This window comes from Bacillus silvicola (genome assembly GCF_050524305.1).
Classification (GTDB): domain Bacteria; phylum Bacillota; class Bacilli; order Bacillales; family Bacillaceae_G; genus Bacillus_A; species Bacillus_A cereus_AT.
Map to the genome: position 1 here is coordinate 100,300 of NZ_JBNGVC010000019.1, position 18,353 is coordinate 118,652.

An 18,353-nucleotide genomic window follows, 5' to 3' on the forward strand; every position below is an offset into this window, starting at 1 on the left:
AATGTAGTTAAGGGGGTGAGATTTTGACAATAATACGTAATGTTAGAGAAGCAAAAGGACTTACAATTAAGGAAGTTTCTCGAATCTCTAATATTCCAATAAAAACTTTGTATCATATAGAGACTGGAAAAAAAGGGCTAGTTGAGAGTAGAGCTTTTTTTCTTGCAAATCTACTTGAACAACCAGTTGAGAAGCTGTTCTATTCCACGTATTACCGAGCAAAATTAGAATGATTTAAGTTTTAATAAAAAATAATTATACATCTATATTGTATATGAACAACCAATAAAAGAAACAAATTTAACTTATTTTCACGATTTCATATTTCAGAAAATTAAGTTTATTTCGTTCTTTGAAAACTTGATACTACTAAAGGAGCTGTCAAAATGATTTTGAAACGATCCTATCAAGCATTACTACTCGTCATGAGTGTATCCTTACTGCTCATGAGCTTCTTCATACCGCTTAATAAAGCAAGTGCGGAAGTCATCAATCATGAAAAATACAACATGGATTGGGCATACTCTCCACAGTATGGAAAAGACGTACGGACAGAACTACTCAAGAATGCAAGTGGTCAAATAGCTTATTGCCTGGTATACGGCCTGAAATCACCTAATGGTCAAGACCTTCCTGAGAGCGGACGAACAAATGATATTGTGTACCGTGTCTTGTTAAATGGATACCCACAAAAGAGTCCTGAAGAATTAGGGGTGTCCACTTGGGAACAGGCGCATTATTCAACACAGCTGGCCTTATGGAATTCATTGGGGCAAATCAATACGGCAGAATTACAATTTAAAGATGCAGCTGTTGAAAAAGCAACGAAAGCAATCATTCATGCAGCGGATCAGAGTCAAGACACACAAGATGTATACATGAATGTAGTTCCAACAGATAAGAAAGAAGCACAGCTAAACGGCGAATATTTTGAAACGACAACATATGCAGTACAAACAAATGCGAAGAAGGGTACATTCAAAGTGAAAATGAGCAATGCACCAGAAGGTACGCGTGTTATCACAGAACAAGGTGAAGCGAAAGAAACATTCCAACTAGGAGAAGAGTTCCGTATTCAAGTACCAAAATCCTCTAAGAGTAGCGAACTATCCTTAAAAGTCGTTTCAGATTTAACAAATTACAATGCGATTGCATACAAGGGAACTGATACAATCCAGGATGCAACGGTATTGTTAGAACGTGGCCAAGAGCAAGTAAGTACAGACTTACAAGTGTACTGGAAAGCGAATGGCGGCTTAAAAGTCATGAAGGTAGATGGAAACAAAAAGCCACTTCCAGGTGCTGCATTTGAAGTTTTAAATAGCAATCAAGAAGTTATGGGAACGATTACAGCTGATAAGAATGGTGTAGCCGAACTTGGTAACTTAGAACTAGGGACGTACACTGTTAAAGAAGTAAAGGCACCTGTCGGATATGTGCTAGATTCCACTCCAAAGTCTTTTGAAGTGAAAACGGGTGAAGTTGCTGTTGTTGAAATGAAGAATGAACAAATCAAAGGGAATGTACAGTTACTAAAAGTAGATCAAGATAGTAAAAAGAAATTAGAAGGCGCGGTCTTTATCCTTGCAGATGCGAAAGGAAGTTCAATTAGTGAGCACACAACGGATAAAAATGGTGTCATCAAAGTTGAGAACTTACCATTTGGCCAATATCAATGGATTGAAAAAACGTCTCCAGCTGGTTACATTCTTGTGAAAGAGCCAATTCCTTTTAGTATTACGGAAAACGGTAAAACAATAGAACTGATTGCGAAGAATACACAAGCAAAAGGAACGCTTGAAATCACAAAAGTAGATGTAGCGGATGTGCGCCCGTAGGGTCGCTTTAACAAATCATTAGGTGGCACTAATGTAGGGAAAGATCACATGTATACCCTATCATCAATCAACTAACCTGAAAGAGAAATCGGAAGGGGACAATAGCATGTTGATAAAGCTCTAAGTTGGCGAACTATCCCGTCAAGACTGAAGAGCAAGGTGAAATACTACAAACAAGGATGAAAGCTAAACTGCTTGAATGATAGCCCGAGGGAGTATAATGTCGCTAGTAGCGAAAGATAGTTAGAAACGTTACATGGTCTCAATAGAGTTGGAACAAAATTCTATGCAGGGAAAAGAATACCGTCCGCGTTCTTAATCCTAGTGATCCAGGACCACCCATCCTCCATAAGAGGAAAAAGGCGAAAGTCACACCCGATATTGTAGAAAGCCAGTTGTTAAAGTGATAAACGGGGATTACCTAAATCAAAATGCCTAATATTATTACAGGCTATTGAGAATGACTTCAAGGCACTGCCAAGAAGTGTGACTCATGAAAAATTGACAAGGTAACGGAGTTTTCGTAGTAGTCTGAGTTGGGGAAAGCCTAATACATGGCGAAGGGAAACAGCCTATTCTATCTTAAAACAAAATTGGAAAGTGTGTGAGACGCTATGAGAAATCCAAAAATAGTTTTAGATAATCTATCTTCCCATGCAACAAAAGAGCATTACGTATTTGAAAAGTTATATCGTAATCTCTATAACCCAGAATTTTATTATTTGGCCTATCAGAAGATGTATGCGAAAGAAGGGAATCTTACAGCGGGAGTAAATGACAAAACGATAGATGGAATGAATGTGGACCGAATTGCTGAGTTAATTAGCCAGCTCAAAGCACAAACGTATCAGCCTACACCGGTTAAACGAGTATATATTCCTAAAAAAAATGGAAATAAACGGCCATTGGGAATACCTTCATTTGAAGATAAGCTCATACAAGAAATAGTAAAAAACATACTTGAAGCTATTTACGAGAAGCATTTCTCTACATCTTCTCACGGATTTCGTCCAAATAAAAGCTGTCACACTGCTTTAATGCAGTGTAAAAATACCTTCAATGGAGTCAAATGGTTTATTGAAGGAGATATTAAAAGTTTTTTCGACCATATTCATCACCATATACTCATTAAACTATTGCGTAGAAATATTAAGGATGAAAAATTTATTAACCTAATCTGGAAGTTTCTGAGAGCTGGGTATGTGGAAAATTGGGTATTTCACAATACATATAGTGGAACTCCGCAAGGTGGAATTATCAGCCCTATTCTTGCCAATATATATCTAAATGAATTAGATACATATATTGAAAAATATAAACGGAATTTTGATAAGGGACAGAAAAGACGACAAACAAAGCAGTATGGGACGTTACATGCCAGAGAGATGACATTGAAAAAGAAATGTAGAGAACATTGGCATACATTAGATGAGAAAAAGAAACAAGAAATTAAGAAAAAATGTAAAGAAATATCAAGTATGAAAAGAGCTATATCTCAGGGCGAACCAATGGATGAAAACTATAAAAGGCTACAGTACGTCAGATATGCAGATGATTTTATTCTAGGAGTAATAGGTAGTAAAGAAGAGGCTATACAACTCAAAGAAGATATACATGAATTTCTTCGAAATCATCTTGGTCTTGAGCTATCCCTAGATAAAACTCTTATCACGCATAGTAGCAAAGTAGCTAAATTTCTCAGTTATGATATTAAAATAAATCGCTCCTTACAAGTAAAGAAAACGAAAAGAGGTTATCTTAGAAGAACGCAGCTAGGAGTATGTCATTTACAACTCTCTAAAGACATATGGTTTGAGAAGTTACTAGCCTTAGATGTTCTTTTTATTACAAAAGAGAATACATGGAAACCTAAACATAGGGCTTACTTAATCACTAAAGACGACCTTGAAATTTTAAGTATATATAATGCTGAAATTAGAGGATTGTATAACTATTTCAAACTAGCCTGTAATGTAAGTACTCTTAATAACTTTAAATATATTATGGAATATAGCATGTATAAAACTTTCGCGGCCAAATATAAAACATCAATCAGTAAAATACGTAAAAAATATAACATTAATGGAAAATTCGCTGTTACATATAAAACTAAAAACGGAATGAAAACACGATTCTTATATCATGATGGATTTCAATGGGTCAAGAGTATTAAGGATAAAAATATAAATATTGATGAAATTCCCAATACATTAACATACACATGGCGAACTAGCCTAACTGAAAGACTTTTGGCTGAAAAATGTGAATGGTGTGAGTCAAAAGGAATTAAAATTCATATTCATCACATAAGAAAGTTAAAAGACTTAAAGGGAAAAAAGCTATGGGAACAACAAATGATAGCCAGACAGCGAAAAACGTTAGCTCTATGTGAAAAATGCCATCGAGACCTACACGCAGGAAGATTAGATGGATAGGTGGAAAGCCGTATACCTCGAGAGGGGTACGTACGGTTTGGGAGGGAGTATTTGGAAACCTATTGTAGAAATACAAAAAGGCGCTGGGTGCTTACCTTACGGAAACAACAAGCTACCAGGCGCAGAATTCACAATTTACGATGAACAAGGCAAGGAAGTCGTGAAAGGAAAAACAAACGAGCAAGGAATTGCGAAATTTGAGAAGCTTCCAGCGGGGGCATATACGTACAAAGAAACTTTTGCCCCAGACGGCTACTTAATTAACGAAGAGACTTTCTCTTTTGGAATTAAAGCTGATGGCGAGATTATCAAACACACAGTACAAGACAAGAAAAAAGAAGTTCCACCAACACCAGGGCAACCACATAAACCGGAACAACCAGAACAACCTCACCCACAACCAGAGCAACCACAAACACCACAGGTGATTGAAAAGCCTGTAACAACACCAGAGAAACCACACATTATTGAAAAACAACCAGAACAATTAAAACAAATCAAAGAACAACCGAAGAAAGTAGAAAGTCATTTACCAACAACAGGCGGTAAAGCAGAAAATCCATATTGGTACTGGATTGGAGCTGCACTTGTCGCCCTTGGCAGTGTCATAGCAGTTTACGCGTACAGAATACGTAAAAAAGCAACACAAGAAATATAAGGAACACTCTCAACTGATAAGGGAGGGCGGGACACAATGTGCGTGTTTGATGTACATTATCAGATCGATGGGATTAAATACAAAAAATCGTATTTACTAGCATTACCTGAAGATGGGTTTCAGTTGAAAAACGATATACAACATGTTCTGTTTCAAGATCACCAGCAACCAATAAAAATCCTTTCTACAAATTTAGAAGAGTTATGAGGAGGGACGTACTGAGTATGCTAATACAGTATCAATCTACTTTACTTGTTGTAGGGGCTCAAATCATCGTTTATGTAGCTTTTTGGTTATACAAGTCAAAAATTATAAATGCTTTTCAAAATCAATAAAACATTTCGATTTCAAGAGCATCAACTTTCAATAATTATTCTTTTTATCCTATAAAAATATAGAACATTTCCATTTAACGATATAAAAAAATAAAACGATGAGAGGGAGAAATGTAATGAAGCCAATTAAACATATGCGTAGCAAACGTGGTTTTTATATCGGTAGATTGAGTCAGCTAAGGGGAAATCGCGTGAATCATTCCAAACTGTCATCTGAATTGACTGGAATTACAGGGAGAGGGATGGCATTTTCAAGCTTTTTGATGACATTAGCTAGTAATGAAAAAGGAATGAAACTTATAGATCCAAAAGCCAATTTCCATAAGCATTTTCACAAATGATAACAAATTTGGTTTAGGAAGGATGTTCTTTCCTGAGAGCATCCCTCCTGAAAAAGGGAGGAGAATTAGTATGTATAACAATCGTCATGAATGCTGGGAAGAATTTTGGAAAGAGCAAGTTACAGTAAATGGAGAAATGGATATAGAACAAATCAAGCAAGAACTCTTCGAATATAAAGCACTTTTAGAACAAATCAATCAACCTCACCAAGCAGTGATACAGCCTCAAATATTGATTCACCTAGCAGTAGAACAACGAATACAAAAACATCAAAAAAAGACGTTAGCACTCGCATAAGTCATGTAATGACTAGATAGGAAGGAAGTGAAGAGGTGGCACGTAGTAAGTTTGATAGAGAATTTGAACAGATACTTGAAAAGCACTGGAAACCACTTCTTATGCTAGGAGGTGCAGGTTTTGTTTGGTTTTCGAAAGATAAGATTTTCATAGAAGTTATGAGAATTGTACCTATCGCAGCGGACGTAATGAACAGGATCGGTCGCCTCATTTTGCTAGGAATCATGATATATGCTTTGATTCGCATTTTCTTTCATTACTTGTATCTATATTTTGAAAAAAAACGGTATCGCTATGTCATGATGATTCCACATATCGAGGATGAAGTGACAACAGAAAAGTTAGGACAAATGATCCGACATGTACATGGAACAGGACGTAAACCACTTGAACGCCTTAGAAAAGGGCGGGATTGGTATCGTATGATCATGTACCGTCCAGAAGGTCGTAAGGAACGTGTTCGTTACTATATAGGTGGGCCAGAGGATAAATTACAGATGATTGTGGAAGCCATACAGAGCGTTTATACCAACAGTGAGGTGTATACCATCCTGAAAGAAGAAATGCCATTTCCAACGAAAAAAGCAGTGGGAGGAAGAATGGTATTAAAAAGAAAACGCTTGGAGGCAACGTTGTCATTAGCACGATATACAAGAGATGTACTACCGATGCTGGGAAATGCGATGGAGGAAAAAACATGGGTAGACATTGCTTTTTCTCCAGACAATGGATATCGATTGATAAAAGGCATTAGAAGAGCAGAGAAAGCGATCAAAAAAAAGAAAAAAGATGGATTAGATGCTTTTGAGAAAGAAGAAATACGTGCATTAAACAAACGCTTTTCCAAGAACGAAGTGGCTTTTCAAGTTTCGGTTTCTTTTGCGAGTAATCATCATCCAGGTGTACCAGTGATTAAAAATATTGGTCATATGGTAGCCAGTTTAATGGCAGATGTGAATGAGCTTCGGTATAGAAGGTTGAGACGTTGTATGCCAATTGTCCCACATCCAGTATACGGAAAAATGGTCTGGACGGGATCGGAGCTTCTCAACTTGCTCCATCTTCCTAATGTGACAGGTGATAAAAACAACAAAACAGAGAAGAACATTTTATACCTAGATAAAGGAGAAGCAATGATACCAGATGATATGTTAGCAGAAGGCATTACAATTGGTCATGTCATGCATCCTTATATCAAAGATCGACTAGTCAAGATTCGAGAAGAGTTTTTCAAGAATCATGGCTACATTACAGGGAAAGTTGGTTCTGGTAAAAGTACAGTTGCTATGAAAGTGATGCAGAGCATCATAGATGAATGGTTAGAAAACCCAGATGAAGCCGGGGGACAGTCTCTTTTTGATCCAACAAAAGATTTGGCTTATGTGGCGCTCAATCGTTTATTGAAAGCGGAAAAGGATGGGAAACTTGTTGATTGGAGTAAGGTTCATTTTATCCGTTTTCGAGATACAGATTATCCACCAGCACTCAATTTATTTCATCGCTTTCCAGGAGAAGATATCCAAACGGTTGTTGAATCTATTATGGAAATGATTCAGTTAATGATTCCAGGGCAAGCGCAACAAACAGAGCGTTTATTACGAGCGATTATTGGTACCTTACTGTGTGATGGGAGTCAAGAACATACGGTTTTAAGTATCCCGTTATTCATTAGTGATGAATTATTTCGAGCAAATGTGTTGCAAAATTTACAAGGGACAGAGAAAAAATACTACGCTCATTTTTGGAAAAATGAAGTAGGGAAAGCTTTAGAAGACAGCACACAAGCGATATTAAATCGTTTAGATATATTCCGAAATACCTTGTATTTGAAACGGATGTATGGGCAAACTGGCTTTTCATTAGACATCCGCAAATGGATGGATCAAGGCCATCTCATTTTTTATGATTTAGCAGGAATGAGTAAAGAAGATATTCAGCTTACAGTCGGTTATATCAGTAGTCAATATCACCGCATTGCACAGCAGCGCCCACATGGTTCTAAACTTCATTTAGCGGTGATTGATGAAGCACATGACGTACAAGTGCCAGTTCTTCCGAAAATTATTGCGAAAGATCGGAAACACGGATTAGGTCTTTGGGTCATTACACAGCAAGTATCAGGGCAGCTAGACAAAGAACTGACAGACATGTTAACAGAAGCAGGCGGAAATTACTTTGTATGTAGGCAAGGTTTTAATTCCGCTAAAACATTAGAAGGAATTATGCAAAAACAATTTCGTACAGAGTATCTGCAAAGTTTGCCCAACCTGGTGGTGGCCATTCAAACACAGGACCGAATAGATGGAGATGCTCAAAATGTGTGGTGTACAATACGTGTTCCGCCATTAGAACGATACTTACCAAGTGGAAAGGTAGCCAATTATCAAATTGAGCAAGAAATTCAAGCTTCTAATGAATGGACGAAAACGAAAATTAAAGAATTGGAGCGTAGCACTGGAAAATCTGGTTCAGAAATTGATCAAGATATTGATGCGTTTTTATACGGAAAAGGCAAATATCTTGTATCTGAAAAAGTGATGCTAAAAAAAGAAGAACCAACCATTGAATCTGGTTTAGATGAAATGGAAGAGAAATCCTCGCTGGTAAGGGAAACAAGCGAAAAACAGGAAAAGAAACAGCAAGTGGATGAAAGGAATAGTCAAAACACAAACATACAAGAGACAAAACCAAATATGCAAATGGCAAAAGTTATTCCTTTTCGTAACTCAAATGTAGAAGCGAAACATGGAATAGAGAACATAAAAAGTGAAAAGCAGCCTGAAATATCAAAAGAAGCAAATCAAAAAACAGAAACAGGTATAGGAGATGAAATCAGTGGTTTTGATAGCTGGGAAAAGGAGTAAAAACGTATGAATGTCGTATTAAACTTAGATGATGAGCAATTACTTGTAGATATACACAATCACATATATGTAGACTTCGAATACATTCATTCGAAAATTTATACGGGATATCAAAAGAGATCCGTTTTGAATCGCTTAGGAAAACTAACGAAAGCGAATTATCTGAAATGCGAACATTTACCATGTGCGTCTGTTCGATATCAAACCCGGAAATCAGGAAGACCGCAGCGTGTTTATACATTAGCGTCACAAGGGGTGGATGTAGTAAGAGGCTTACGGGGAGAAGTACACTGGAAATCGAAATGGTCACAACGTTCAGCGTCATTTGTATATCACAGTTTGATGCTATCACATATTGAATGTGCTATGACAATCGCTTCAAAAAAAGCAGAAAAACTTGAATTAAAAGGGTGGATTAATGAGCCGCGTGGTACATTTCAATATGCAAAAGGGAAGAATCAAGTGATTCGGCCCGATGGAACAGCTCTTATTGGATTGAAAAACGAATTCGATAAAAATATGTGTGTATTTATAGAGATGGAACGATCGTATGGTTCAAAAGAGGTGCTACAAAAGAAAATTCTTCGGTACAACGATTTTATGCAACGAGAAGAGAAACGAGCAGATTATCGTATGCACATAGGAATGGCATATGAACTTCCCTTATGGCGTTTAGTCTTTGTAGCGGGGAGTGAGAGTAGAGAAAAAGAATTAATTCGCTATTTGAAGGATGTCAGTAGTCCAGACATTCCAGTGTATATCACTGGGTATGAAGAGATATTACAAGATCCATTCGGCGGCATTTATCGCAATATTCGAAATGCAGAGAAGAAAGTGAGGTTGTAAGAATGTGTTCAAATTTATTATATCGTTTGTAGCAAGCATCATCACATTAGTCGTTTTCTCAGATTGGATTTTTGAAAGAGTACCAGGATCACGAGTAGCTTGGGAAGCTATCCAAAGTAAAGTAATAGAAACCTATTATACCCAAGGGTGGGAGGGTGTTTTAATCCTCGGTGTGGTAGCGATTGGTTTATACAAAATACTGGATAAGGGGTGAAATGTATGATGGATATACACCCCATTACACTTATAAAGTGTGTGGGCCTAGGGATATGTTTGTATTCGTTTGTATGGGTACTGATATGTATTAAGCGAAAACAGTGGGAAGGCTGCATAAAATTCTTCGGGTATGGTCTGGTTGGTTTGTCCCTGTTCTTTAGTAAAGAAATGGTAGAGGTTGCAAAATATATTGGTGGTCCCATCGCATTTGGTGGTGGATCTTAACGAATGAAGGAGTGAGGGATTGTGCCGATAATTGGTTTGGATCCTAATTACATGCACGGCAATCCACTAGTGGAGAGCATTGTAATAAGTATTTTACTATTCGTTGCAATTGTACGTTTGATTCAACTGAAAGAATGGGGGATGTGTACGTTAAGTTTAGGGGTATGGCTATTCCTACTCATTGTAATATTTTTTGGGAAAGAACTAGCGAATATCGGACCAATGATAGGTGGTCCGATCAATTCAGGGCTTTAAAAATTAAGAAAAGTTTATAGAATTTGTCCATGTTCCAAAAAACGTAAAAAGAAAGGATGGAACCATATGTTTACCTATAAGGAAACCTACGAACGAGGGAATGTAGAAGAGGCAGATTGCCGGTTTATTGATCAGATTTGTAGTCAACTAGATTGTGGGGAAAGCTACGATATTTGTTTATCTATGACAGATACGTATCTACAAAAAATTTTGGTGATGGGAAATGGAAAGATACTCGAAATAGAAATCGGTCTACATCTAGACGAATTGGAATGGAAGTGTGACTGTAAAGAACTCACAAAAGAAAAAGCAATTTCAGAAGTGGAATACGAATTAAGTTGTTACAACAATTTTCAACAAGCGCGACTGGAGAAAGGGTGGAGTTTTAAAAAAGAGGCAGAAAGCTTTCTTGAACTGTTAAAAGAAAAGGAGAGTGCGTGATGGAAAGAGTTTTGGAAGTGAATTGTGACGAAGGGAGGAACTGTTTATGTGGAAGAAGATAAGGAATTGGTTTCAAAAAACCAAAAATGGAAAAGAAGGTGAATCACGTAAAGCATTACGTGTTCCCTCTTATAGAGGTAGATTGATAGGGAAATGGCTTTTTTGGGGGATATTATCCTGGATGTTTTTCGTTTCTTGTACCACAGTCTTCAAAACGATGAAAGCAGACGCGAAAGTAACGCCGCAAACAGAAACAAAACAAGTGGTGCCTGAGAAAAATCTTGCGACGCGCCCAGAATCGATTGAATTTGCACGTTTATTTACAAAAGAGTACTTTACCTGGAAGAGGGGAGAAGAAGAGCTTAGAAAGCGTGCAGAGCGTTTAAAAGTATATGTATCCGAAGACGTGGATTCACAAGCTGGTGTAGAAACGAATGCTTTACAATGGGATTCAGATTTTCTTTCCGCAACACTTTTAAAAGTAGATGAAAAGAAGCAAAAAGAAGCCAACGTAATCTTTAAAGTGAAATATAAATTACACCGCATGAAACCAGATAACAGTGGGGAAGAGGTCAAAGAAGTAATGCAACAAGTTTCCATCCCAGTTCAAACAGATGGGAAAGCATTTGTCGTAAATGGGTTACCACAGATTGTGAAAATCAATGAGAAAGCAACGGTAAAAGAAACAGAAGATGAACGAGAAGAAGTGAAAGATGTGAAGGCAAAAACAGAGATTCGTGAGTTTTTACCAACATTTTTCAAATCGTATACAACCGCAACGCAAAAAGAACTGGCATATGTACTTGAGAATCCAGAAATTAAAGGTTTAGAAGGCAGCATGAAGTTAGATAAGATCATTTCTTCCAAAGTATATCCAGGAAAAACAAAAGGAACATATGAGGTGCAAGCAGAGGTATTGCTAATTGATGTACACTCGGAAACAAAAATGAAGGCTGCCTATACCTTGGTTGTGAAGCAAACTGGTAAGCAATTTGTTGTGACAGACTTACAAAATTAAGGAAATGAGAGGGGAATGTATATGTTGGATATCATGAATTATTTCATGCTAGGAATGGGTTTAGAGGGCGTATTTGAAGAAGCGAAAACGCAAGGAACTTACGCACTATACATTGTGTTTATCGGAATTGGTGTTTATTTAGGATTTAAGCGTGCTTGGACATTATTCGCATCTTTAGTTGTAGGAGGCGGGGCATTGGTGTTCTTTATTAATAAACCGGACGCATTGAAAGCCATCGGAACGTTCCTCGGTGGACTTGTCGGCCTGTAAGAAAAGGGAGGAAACAACATGCAAGAACCAAAACAAAATGGAATTGTAGCGTATTGTTTCGGAAGCTATATGAGTTTCATGAGAAGACAATATGAGCTCATGGGGAAACGACTTCCTCGCGCTGTGACGTGGCGCGCGATGGGATACTTTGTAGTGGTAGAAGCGGTGCTAGTAGCGCTCCGCTTCCTCCCCCCTTTTACATGGTGGCTCAGCGATTTCATTGATCAATTTTATCTCGTGTATTACATTGTTCTCCCTATTTTTCTTATCTGGGGTGTGGACCAATACAAAACAGATGACAAATCCCTTTTTTCCTATGTACGATCTTGTACGACATTTACATTTCGAAATCATCGAAGAAGTCGTTTAGCTTCTATCCCCAAATTAACCAAACATGTTGTACGAGGAACAACGTTTATACAGTATCAACCGGAAGATGTTCAAAGTACGCAACAAGTAGATCAAAAGAATACAGATATACATGCCTATTCAGTAACATTTTTAAATCAAGAGGAGGAATGTAAGAATGTTGAAAAGTATGAAACGCAATCCACTGAAACACATTGAAAAGAATTTGGCATTTAGTATAGATGGTCGCTGTTCCTCGGTATATGAAGTAAACGGATTTGGATATGATCACAAAGATGAAAGTACAAAAAAAGCGTATTACCGCAATCAACTCGCTTTATTTACCCACCAAGAATACGATGTGCAATTTCTTGTCATTCCACGGACAACAGATTGTGATGAAATTATCGATCAGCACATTGCAACATTAAAAGGCCCGACAGCACCAACAGGACATTTCTTTTTTGAACAAGTGAAAAAGTACCTTCGGAACTCATCACTCGCAAAAGAAAGCATGGAGTACCGCTTTTACGTACTGGTTCAGATGAACCAAGCAAAAAAGGAACGGAAAATTATCAATCCTGTTGTTGAATCTGTGAAATTCTTGAAAAAGATGAAAGAAGGGTTCACGCAAACAGCGCACAACGTTTCAGGATTAGGGGCAACAGATATTTTAGAAGAGGAAATCGAAGCGTATTTAGAAACAGAAGAACTTGTGTATCATCAAGTACGTAGCGCTTTTCAAAATACAAAACGTGCCAATCCAACCTCTATTCGTTTTCTCTTCCAACATAACTTTACACGCGGTATGACAGAACCGGTCCACAATAAACAATGGAAAGTGGGCTCCACACTTGAAATGGAAAATGAACAAGGAGAAACAGTACGGGTGAGGCGACCAGACTTACAGAAGATGATCCAGTTAACAGATTGTGTCATTGATGAAAGTCCAGGACGTTCTCTGGTGCTGGAACAGCAGAATGAACAGGGAGAAATAGAAACAGCGCATGTAGCCTTTCTAGCTATGAAAAGTATGCCAGAAGCATCTGTTTTCCCAGGGGGAGAGTGGATTTATAGACTGCAATCGCAAGCTTTGAAATTCCCTGTTGAAATGAGTATTCGTGCACATCACTTAGAAAATCAAATGGTCACAAAAAAATTAACAAATAGTGAAATGGAATTAGAAGATCAGCAAAAACAAGCGATGATGGGACGCGGCTCAAAGGATATGACGATTGAGAGAAAAAGGAAAGGCGTTCGTATTGTCAAAGATCGTTTTGAGACTTCAGGTGCTCCAGGATATGAATTAAGCGTCTTGTTTTGTGTGTATGCTCATGATGCAAAGACATTACAAACGAGAATCGAAGCACTCAAAACGGAATATAGAAAAATGAAAATAGAACTCGTAAATCCATATGGAGATCAGCTGGCATACTTCTATGAGTTTTTACCAGGTTCCAAGCGATATAACAAAGATTTTAAGTTGTTTGTAGAACCAGGCATACTCGCACAAGGCATGTTCGGTGCCACAACACAAATCGGGGACAATCAAGGTTTCTACTTTGCAAAAACCAAAAAATTAAATCGCCCTGTCTTTATTCGGCCAGACTTGGCAGCCAAAGCACTTGAATACATCATTACAGAGTTTGAGAGTCTATCCGTCATGTTTGCAGGGCAAACCGGGAAAGGAAAGTCGTTTCTCATGAACTTGTTAGCCTTCTGGATTGTCCTTAGCGGTGGAAGAGCATTTATCGTGGATCCGAAGGGGGACAGGGGCAAATGGAGCAAGTTGTTACCAGGATTTAATAAGCTAGAGATGGGATTTTTAGAAATCTGGACACTTGGAAAGGAAAAAGAAGATGCCGGCTGTTTGGATCCATTTCGAATCAGCGCAACAACAGAAGATGCGAAGAGCTTGGCACTTGAAGTCTTAACATCTTTATCAGAAGTCGGTTTAAATGATACAAGGTACGATTACTTGTATAAAGCCATTGAAATTGTTGCAAAGGAAAAAGACGCATGTTTAACGTTAGTTCGTGTAGAGCTGGAAAAAATGAAATTACATGAAAATTTATTACCAACTGAGCGAGAACAATTAAATGCATTAACAAATCGATTGGCAACGTTAGAAAGTATCCAGCTTGGGGATTTATTATTTGGGAAGCCTGGTCAGAATTACCGTGTCATCAGCTTAGAAAGACCGTTACAGGTGGTGCAGATTCAGCACTTACAGATTCCAAAAGGAGACCCGCATACAAATGAAAGTGTAACAGATAAGTTGTCACGTAGCATTTTAGTCACGCTTGGTGCATTCGCAAAATCGATGATGCATTCAGACCGTGAGGTATTTAAGATTTACATGTTAGATGAAGCATCCAGTATGTTAAAAAATCGTGAGGGTGGCCGTATCTCCGATAAAATCATTCGAGAAGGGCGTTATCATAACATGGGGTTGTATTCGGGAACACAAAACGCATCGGATTATAATTCGGAAAATAGAGAGATTGCGAACGTTGGAATGAAGTTCTGTTTTTCTCTGAAGCATGATGATGAGGCAAAGGAAATGCTGAAATATTATAACCTACCTATCACTGAAGAAAATGTACGAATGCTTAGAGAGCTTAGAAGGGGCGAAGCATTGTTCCAGGACATTTACGGTAGAACAGCGATTGTAGATATTGATCCCGTATTCGAAGAATTGGCACATGCATTTGATTCCTCTACCAAAACCGATGAAGAACGTTCCATGCAAATGGCGTAAAGCGTAGTACAATACAGGTAAGAAAAGTCTGAATTATCTGTATGTGGAGGATGAGGGAAATGAAAAAAATGAAATTTGTATCTGGAATGTGTGTGGCAGGGATGTTAGTAATCGGTGGAATGGTTGGCTGTGGAACGAGCGAAACAAAAAGTACAGCAAACCAACAAGAAAGCCAAAAAGAACGAGATATGAAGGAAGCCGATAAAGCCGCGATAGTGTATATAAGAGAATTAATTGAACTTGATTCATCGAAATTAGAAGCATTGTTATATAAACCGTATGAATTTATTGAGGGAGGAAAGACATATCCAGGAATTAGTAAGGAGATGAAGGAAAGGTATGATTTGTATCGTTATGATTTAAAAGAAGAGAAAGAAGAGTACTATTATCATGTTGTATATTTTGATCCCGTTGAAAAAAGGCAGAGAAGTGAAGATTTAAGAATGATAAAAGATGAGAAAGACGGAAAGTGGAAAAATTACGAATGGGCATGGGATGCTAATAATAGTTTAGAGTCCATTGTTGGCAGTATGAAGCCAACACATGTCCATAAATGGGGGCAAACGGAATGAAAAAATTACTTTCACTTTGCATGATTTTGGTATTTCTACTCATGCCGCTAGGGTCATCCGTTACCCTAGCGGAAGAGGAGAAAAAACCAGAACAAACTGGAGCACGTATATCAGAAAACTTATTCAAAGGGTACACAGATGACGTGTATAAAGGAAAATATTACGAGGTGGATACAGAAGCACCTAAAAAAGATGAGAAAGGGGTCATAGAAAAAGTAGGTAGTTATTTCTTTGGAGAAGATAGTATAGGGCAAGACATTCAGCGTATGATTTATACGACTTGTCAATGGTTTGTGAATTTGGCTTTTAAGCTGAACATTATGCTAACGCAACTCACCATGTTTTTAGTAGATCAAGCATTGAATTTAGACATTGTTTCAGGTGTAGCGGATAAATTAGCGGCATCCATGCAAAACATTTCGGGTGTTGGCGTAGGAGAAGACAAAAAAATAGGCTTTTTAAGCGGGGGCTTATTTCCTTCGATTATTAGCTTAATGTGTGTATTATCAGCATGTTATGCAGCATATGTCTTTTTTATAAAGCGTCAGCCGACAGCGGGATTAAATGAACTGGTGAAAACAGTGTTAGTGATTGCGTTTATTCTCGTCTTTATTGGAAATGCAGGTACTGTACTGAAAACTGCAAATACAATTAGTTCGGAAGTTAGTACAACGATTTTAGCGAAGGCAACAGGTACAGTCGCTGGAGATCCAGGTCGCTCACAAAAACAGGCAATATCTTCAGTTAAGAAACAAATTTGGAGTATTTTAGTAGAAAGACCGTACTTATTTATGCAGTATGGAGAAGATTCAAAGGAGAAGATTGGTGAAGAGCGTGTTAATAAATTATTAAAAACAGCACCTGGTAAAGACAGAAATACAATTGTAGATGATGAAGTGAAAAAACAGAAAAACCAAATGATGAAATTAGATTCAGTAGGAGATCGAATGATATTTACGATTATCTACTATATTGTAAACACATTTATAGGAATTCCTATTCTTGCATTCTGTTTGCTGATTGTAGCTTTCCAATTATGGTTCCTTGTCATGAGTTTAATTGCACCAATTGTTTTAGCTGTAGCTTTATTACCAGGGCATCGTAAAGTCATTGAGAGCTGGGTAACACAATGGATTAGACCACTCGCATTAAAAGTCTTAATGTCTATTATGTTGGTTATTATTTTCACAGTATCAGAGTTATTGTATGTGTTACCAGAAGCAGGGCTTGCGGGATATGTATCAACAATGGTGTTCCAAATTATCGTGTTTATCTTATGTTATATCTTCCGTGACAGCATTACAGCATCCTTCAAGAAAACAAAAAACATCTATAAAACAATGACAGATATTTCGCTTATGACAGAGAATTTTGCAAATCGCGGAAAAGAAATGGCAATGGATGTCGGTGGAGCAGTAAGCGAACGCGTTGGAGATCATTTTAACTCGGCAGCTGAACTAGTTGCAGCTGGTGAGCCAGAACCGATAGAAAAGGGAGAAACAAAAGAAGAGGAAGATAAGAAACCAAAACTCGCGAAAGTAGATGTTCCAGCCGATTTGTCAGCTTATGAGAAGAATGAAGAGAGCGAAGAAGAAGAAAACAGTAAAAGTAAACAACTCATTTCTTTACAAGATCATAGACAAGAAGAGCAAGAAAATCCAGAGCAAAATGAACAGGATATGCCAGAGCAACAACTTGCACGATTGGATCCAGAAGAATTAGAAAAAGCAATGGAAACAGCTGAAGAAGCGGGAGTAATAGATACTGAAAATCAGGACCAAGATAGAGCATATGCGAGTTTGGGAGAATTTACAAATACAACACCACTAGAAGAGAATCTAGAGGAGTTACCACACTTAGATATTCCACAAGAACATATATCCGATGACATAGTACCAAATGATCCAGTAGCATTAGATGAAAATGTTATTCCAGAAATCATGCCAGAACAAATAGGCACTGAAGGAGTTATTTATCCGCAAGATACAGATATAGATGTCGAGTCATCTATACAAGAAAGCATGGCTGAAACGCCTACCATTTCAGCACCAAGGGAAACGGTAGCCATTCCAGATTTAATTCCAGAAACAGTAAACCAGGATGGAGAAATTCGTCCACAACAAGAAATCGGGATTCCGGTAACGCCATCAGAAATTACAAATACAAATGTAGGTTCTATGGTGTCACAAGGTGCTATCGAAACGCCAATTGTATCTACACCAGCTGAAACAGCAACTATTCCAGATTTAATCCCAGCAACCATAACCCCAGATGGAGAAATTCGTCCACAACAAGAAATCGGAGTTCCAGTACTGCCATCAGAAATTGCAACTTCAACTATTACAGCAAATACACACGTGGATGCTGTGGTACCACAAGATGTTATTGATACACCTAGTGTGTCTACACCAAATGAAACAGTGACTATCCCGGATTTAATTTCGGCTACAGTAAGCCCAGATGGGAAGATTGAACCACGACAAGAAATTGAAGTTCAAACACCACCTGTTATTCCGGATGCTGTAGCTGCTGGAAGTGAAGATTGGAACTTGCCAACACAGGAGCCGAAACAATTAAATCATCTAGACTCAATGGAAGACAAATAACATTCTAGAGTGTGAGGGCATCCCTC

General features: G+C 37.9%; 17 protein-coding genes and 2 pseudogenes. All 19 read left to right on the forward strand.

Features of this window, described 5'->3' with window-relative positions; all coding sequences use genetic code 11:
• The first annotated feature begins 23 nt into the window (after window positions 1-23).
• The 19 genes and pseudogenes from ACP6L7_RS34695 (at window position 24) to ACP6L7_RS34785 (ending at window position 18,327) form a co-directional block, all read left to right on the forward strand.
• On the forward strand, window positions 24-233 hold the full coding sequence (locus ACP6L7_RS34695) for a helix-turn-helix domain-containing protein (RefSeq protein WP_097847928.1): 210 nt from the start codon (window positions 24-26) through the stop codon (window positions 231-233).
• Window positions 234-386: 153 nt separating this feature from the next.
• A pseudogene (locus ACP6L7_RS34700) lies at window positions 387-1,826 on the forward strand (SpaA isopeptide-forming pilin-related protein); the annotation flags it as partial.
• 626 nt (window positions 1,827-2,452) lie between these two features.
• Window positions 2,453-4,273 (forward strand): reverse transcriptase/maturase family protein, encoded by a 1,821-nt coding sequence (locus ACP6L7_RS34705; RefSeq protein ID WP_430529805.1) that lies wholly within the window; start codon window positions 2,453-2,455, stop codon window positions 4,271-4,273.
• Between the two features lie 43 nt (window positions 4,274-4,316).
• Window positions 4,317-4,931: pseudogene (locus ACP6L7_RS34710) on the forward strand (prealbumin-like fold domain-containing protein); the annotation flags it as partial.
• A 36-nt stretch (window positions 4,932-4,967) separates the two neighbouring features.
• On the forward strand, window positions 4,968-5,138 hold the full coding sequence (locus ACP6L7_RS34715; protein ID WP_430529806.1) for a hypothetical protein: 171 nt from the start codon (window positions 4,968-4,970) through the stop codon (window positions 5,136-5,138).
• A gap of 244 nt (window positions 5,139-5,382) precedes the next feature.
• Window positions 5,383-5,607 (forward strand): hypothetical protein, encoded by a 225-nt coding sequence (locus ACP6L7_RS34720; RefSeq protein ID WP_430529807.1) that lies wholly within the window; start codon window positions 5,383-5,385, stop codon window positions 5,605-5,607.
• A 70-nt stretch (window positions 5,608-5,677) separates the two neighbouring features.
• Complete coding sequence (locus tag ACP6L7_RS34725; RefSeq protein WP_430529808.1) at window positions 5,678-5,905, forward strand: hypothetical protein; 228 nt, start codon at window positions 5,678-5,680, stop codon at window positions 5,903-5,905.
• A 35-nt stretch (window positions 5,906-5,940) separates the two neighbouring features.
• Window positions 5,941-8,769 carry an ATP-binding protein gene (locus tag ACP6L7_RS34730; protein ID WP_430529809.1) on the forward strand — a complete coding sequence of 943 codons (2,829 nt, stop codon included), beginning with the start codon at window positions 5,941-5,943 and terminating at the stop codon, window positions 8,767-8,769.
• Between the two features lie 6 nt (window positions 8,770-8,775).
• Window positions 8,776-9,615 carry a replication-relaxation family protein gene (locus ACP6L7_RS34735; RefSeq protein ID WP_430529810.1) on the forward strand — a complete coding sequence of 280 codons (840 nt, stop codon included), beginning with the start codon at window positions 8,776-8,778 and terminating at the stop codon, window positions 9,613-9,615.
• Window positions 9,616-9,619: 4 nt separating this feature from the next.
• A complete protein-coding gene (locus ACP6L7_RS34740; protein WP_085313355.1) occupies window positions 9,620-9,829 on the forward strand; it encodes a hypothetical protein in 210 nt (69 codons plus the stop codon).
• Window positions 9,830-9,834: 5 nt separating this feature from the next.
• Complete coding sequence (locus tag ACP6L7_RS34745) at window positions 9,835-10,056, forward strand: hypothetical protein (RefSeq protein ID WP_430529811.1); 222 nt, start codon at window positions 9,835-9,837, stop codon at window positions 10,054-10,056.
• A 21-nt stretch (window positions 10,057-10,077) separates the two neighbouring features.
• Window positions 10,078-10,311: a hypothetical protein gene (locus ACP6L7_RS34750; RefSeq protein WP_002187750.1), complete on the forward strand. Its 234-nt coding sequence runs from the start codon at window positions 10,078-10,080 to the stop codon at window positions 10,309-10,311.
• A 66-nt stretch (window positions 10,312-10,377) separates the two neighbouring features.
• Window positions 10,378-10,752: a hypothetical protein gene (locus ACP6L7_RS34755; protein WP_305927988.1), complete on the forward strand. Its 375-nt coding sequence runs from the start codon at window positions 10,378-10,380 to the stop codon at window positions 10,750-10,752.
• A 46-nt stretch (window positions 10,753-10,798) separates the two neighbouring features.
• The gene (locus ACP6L7_RS34760; RefSeq protein ID WP_430529812.1) at window positions 10,799-11,770 is read left to right on the forward strand and encodes a conjugal transfer protein; all 972 of its coding nucleotides are present in this window, start codon (window positions 10,799-10,801) and stop codon (window positions 11,768-11,770) included.
• 15 nt (window positions 11,771-11,785) lie between these two features.
• On the forward strand, window positions 11,786-12,040 hold the full coding sequence (locus ACP6L7_RS34765; RefSeq protein ID WP_371410145.1) for a TcpD family membrane protein: 255 nt from the start codon (window positions 11,786-11,788) through the stop codon (window positions 12,038-12,040).
• Window positions 12,041-12,058: 18 nt separating this feature from the next.
• Window positions 12,059-12,607, forward strand: coding sequence for a TcpE family conjugal transfer membrane protein (locus ACP6L7_RS34770; RefSeq protein WP_430529813.1), 549 nt, complete (start codon window positions 12,059-12,061; stop codon window positions 12,605-12,607).
• The gene (locus ACP6L7_RS34775; RefSeq protein WP_430529814.1) at window positions 12,567-15,149 is read left to right on the forward strand and encodes an ATP-binding protein; all 2,583 of its coding nucleotides are present in this window, start codon (window positions 12,567-12,569) and stop codon (window positions 15,147-15,149) included. Before ACP6L7_RS34770 ends, ACP6L7_RS34775 begins: the two co-directional genes overlap by 41 nt.
• 59 nt (window positions 15,150-15,208) lie before the next feature.
• A complete protein-coding gene (locus ACP6L7_RS34780; protein WP_430529815.1) occupies window positions 15,209-15,721 on the forward strand; it encodes a hypothetical protein in 513 nt (170 codons plus the stop codon).
• A complete protein-coding gene (locus tag ACP6L7_RS34785) occupies window positions 15,718-18,327 on the forward strand; it encodes a CD3337/EF1877 family mobilome membrane protein (protein ID WP_430529816.1) in 2,610 nt (869 codons plus the stop codon). The genes ACP6L7_RS34780 and ACP6L7_RS34785 overlap by 4 nt, the downstream gene beginning before the upstream one ends.
• Window positions 18,328-18,353 lie beyond the last annotated feature (26 nt).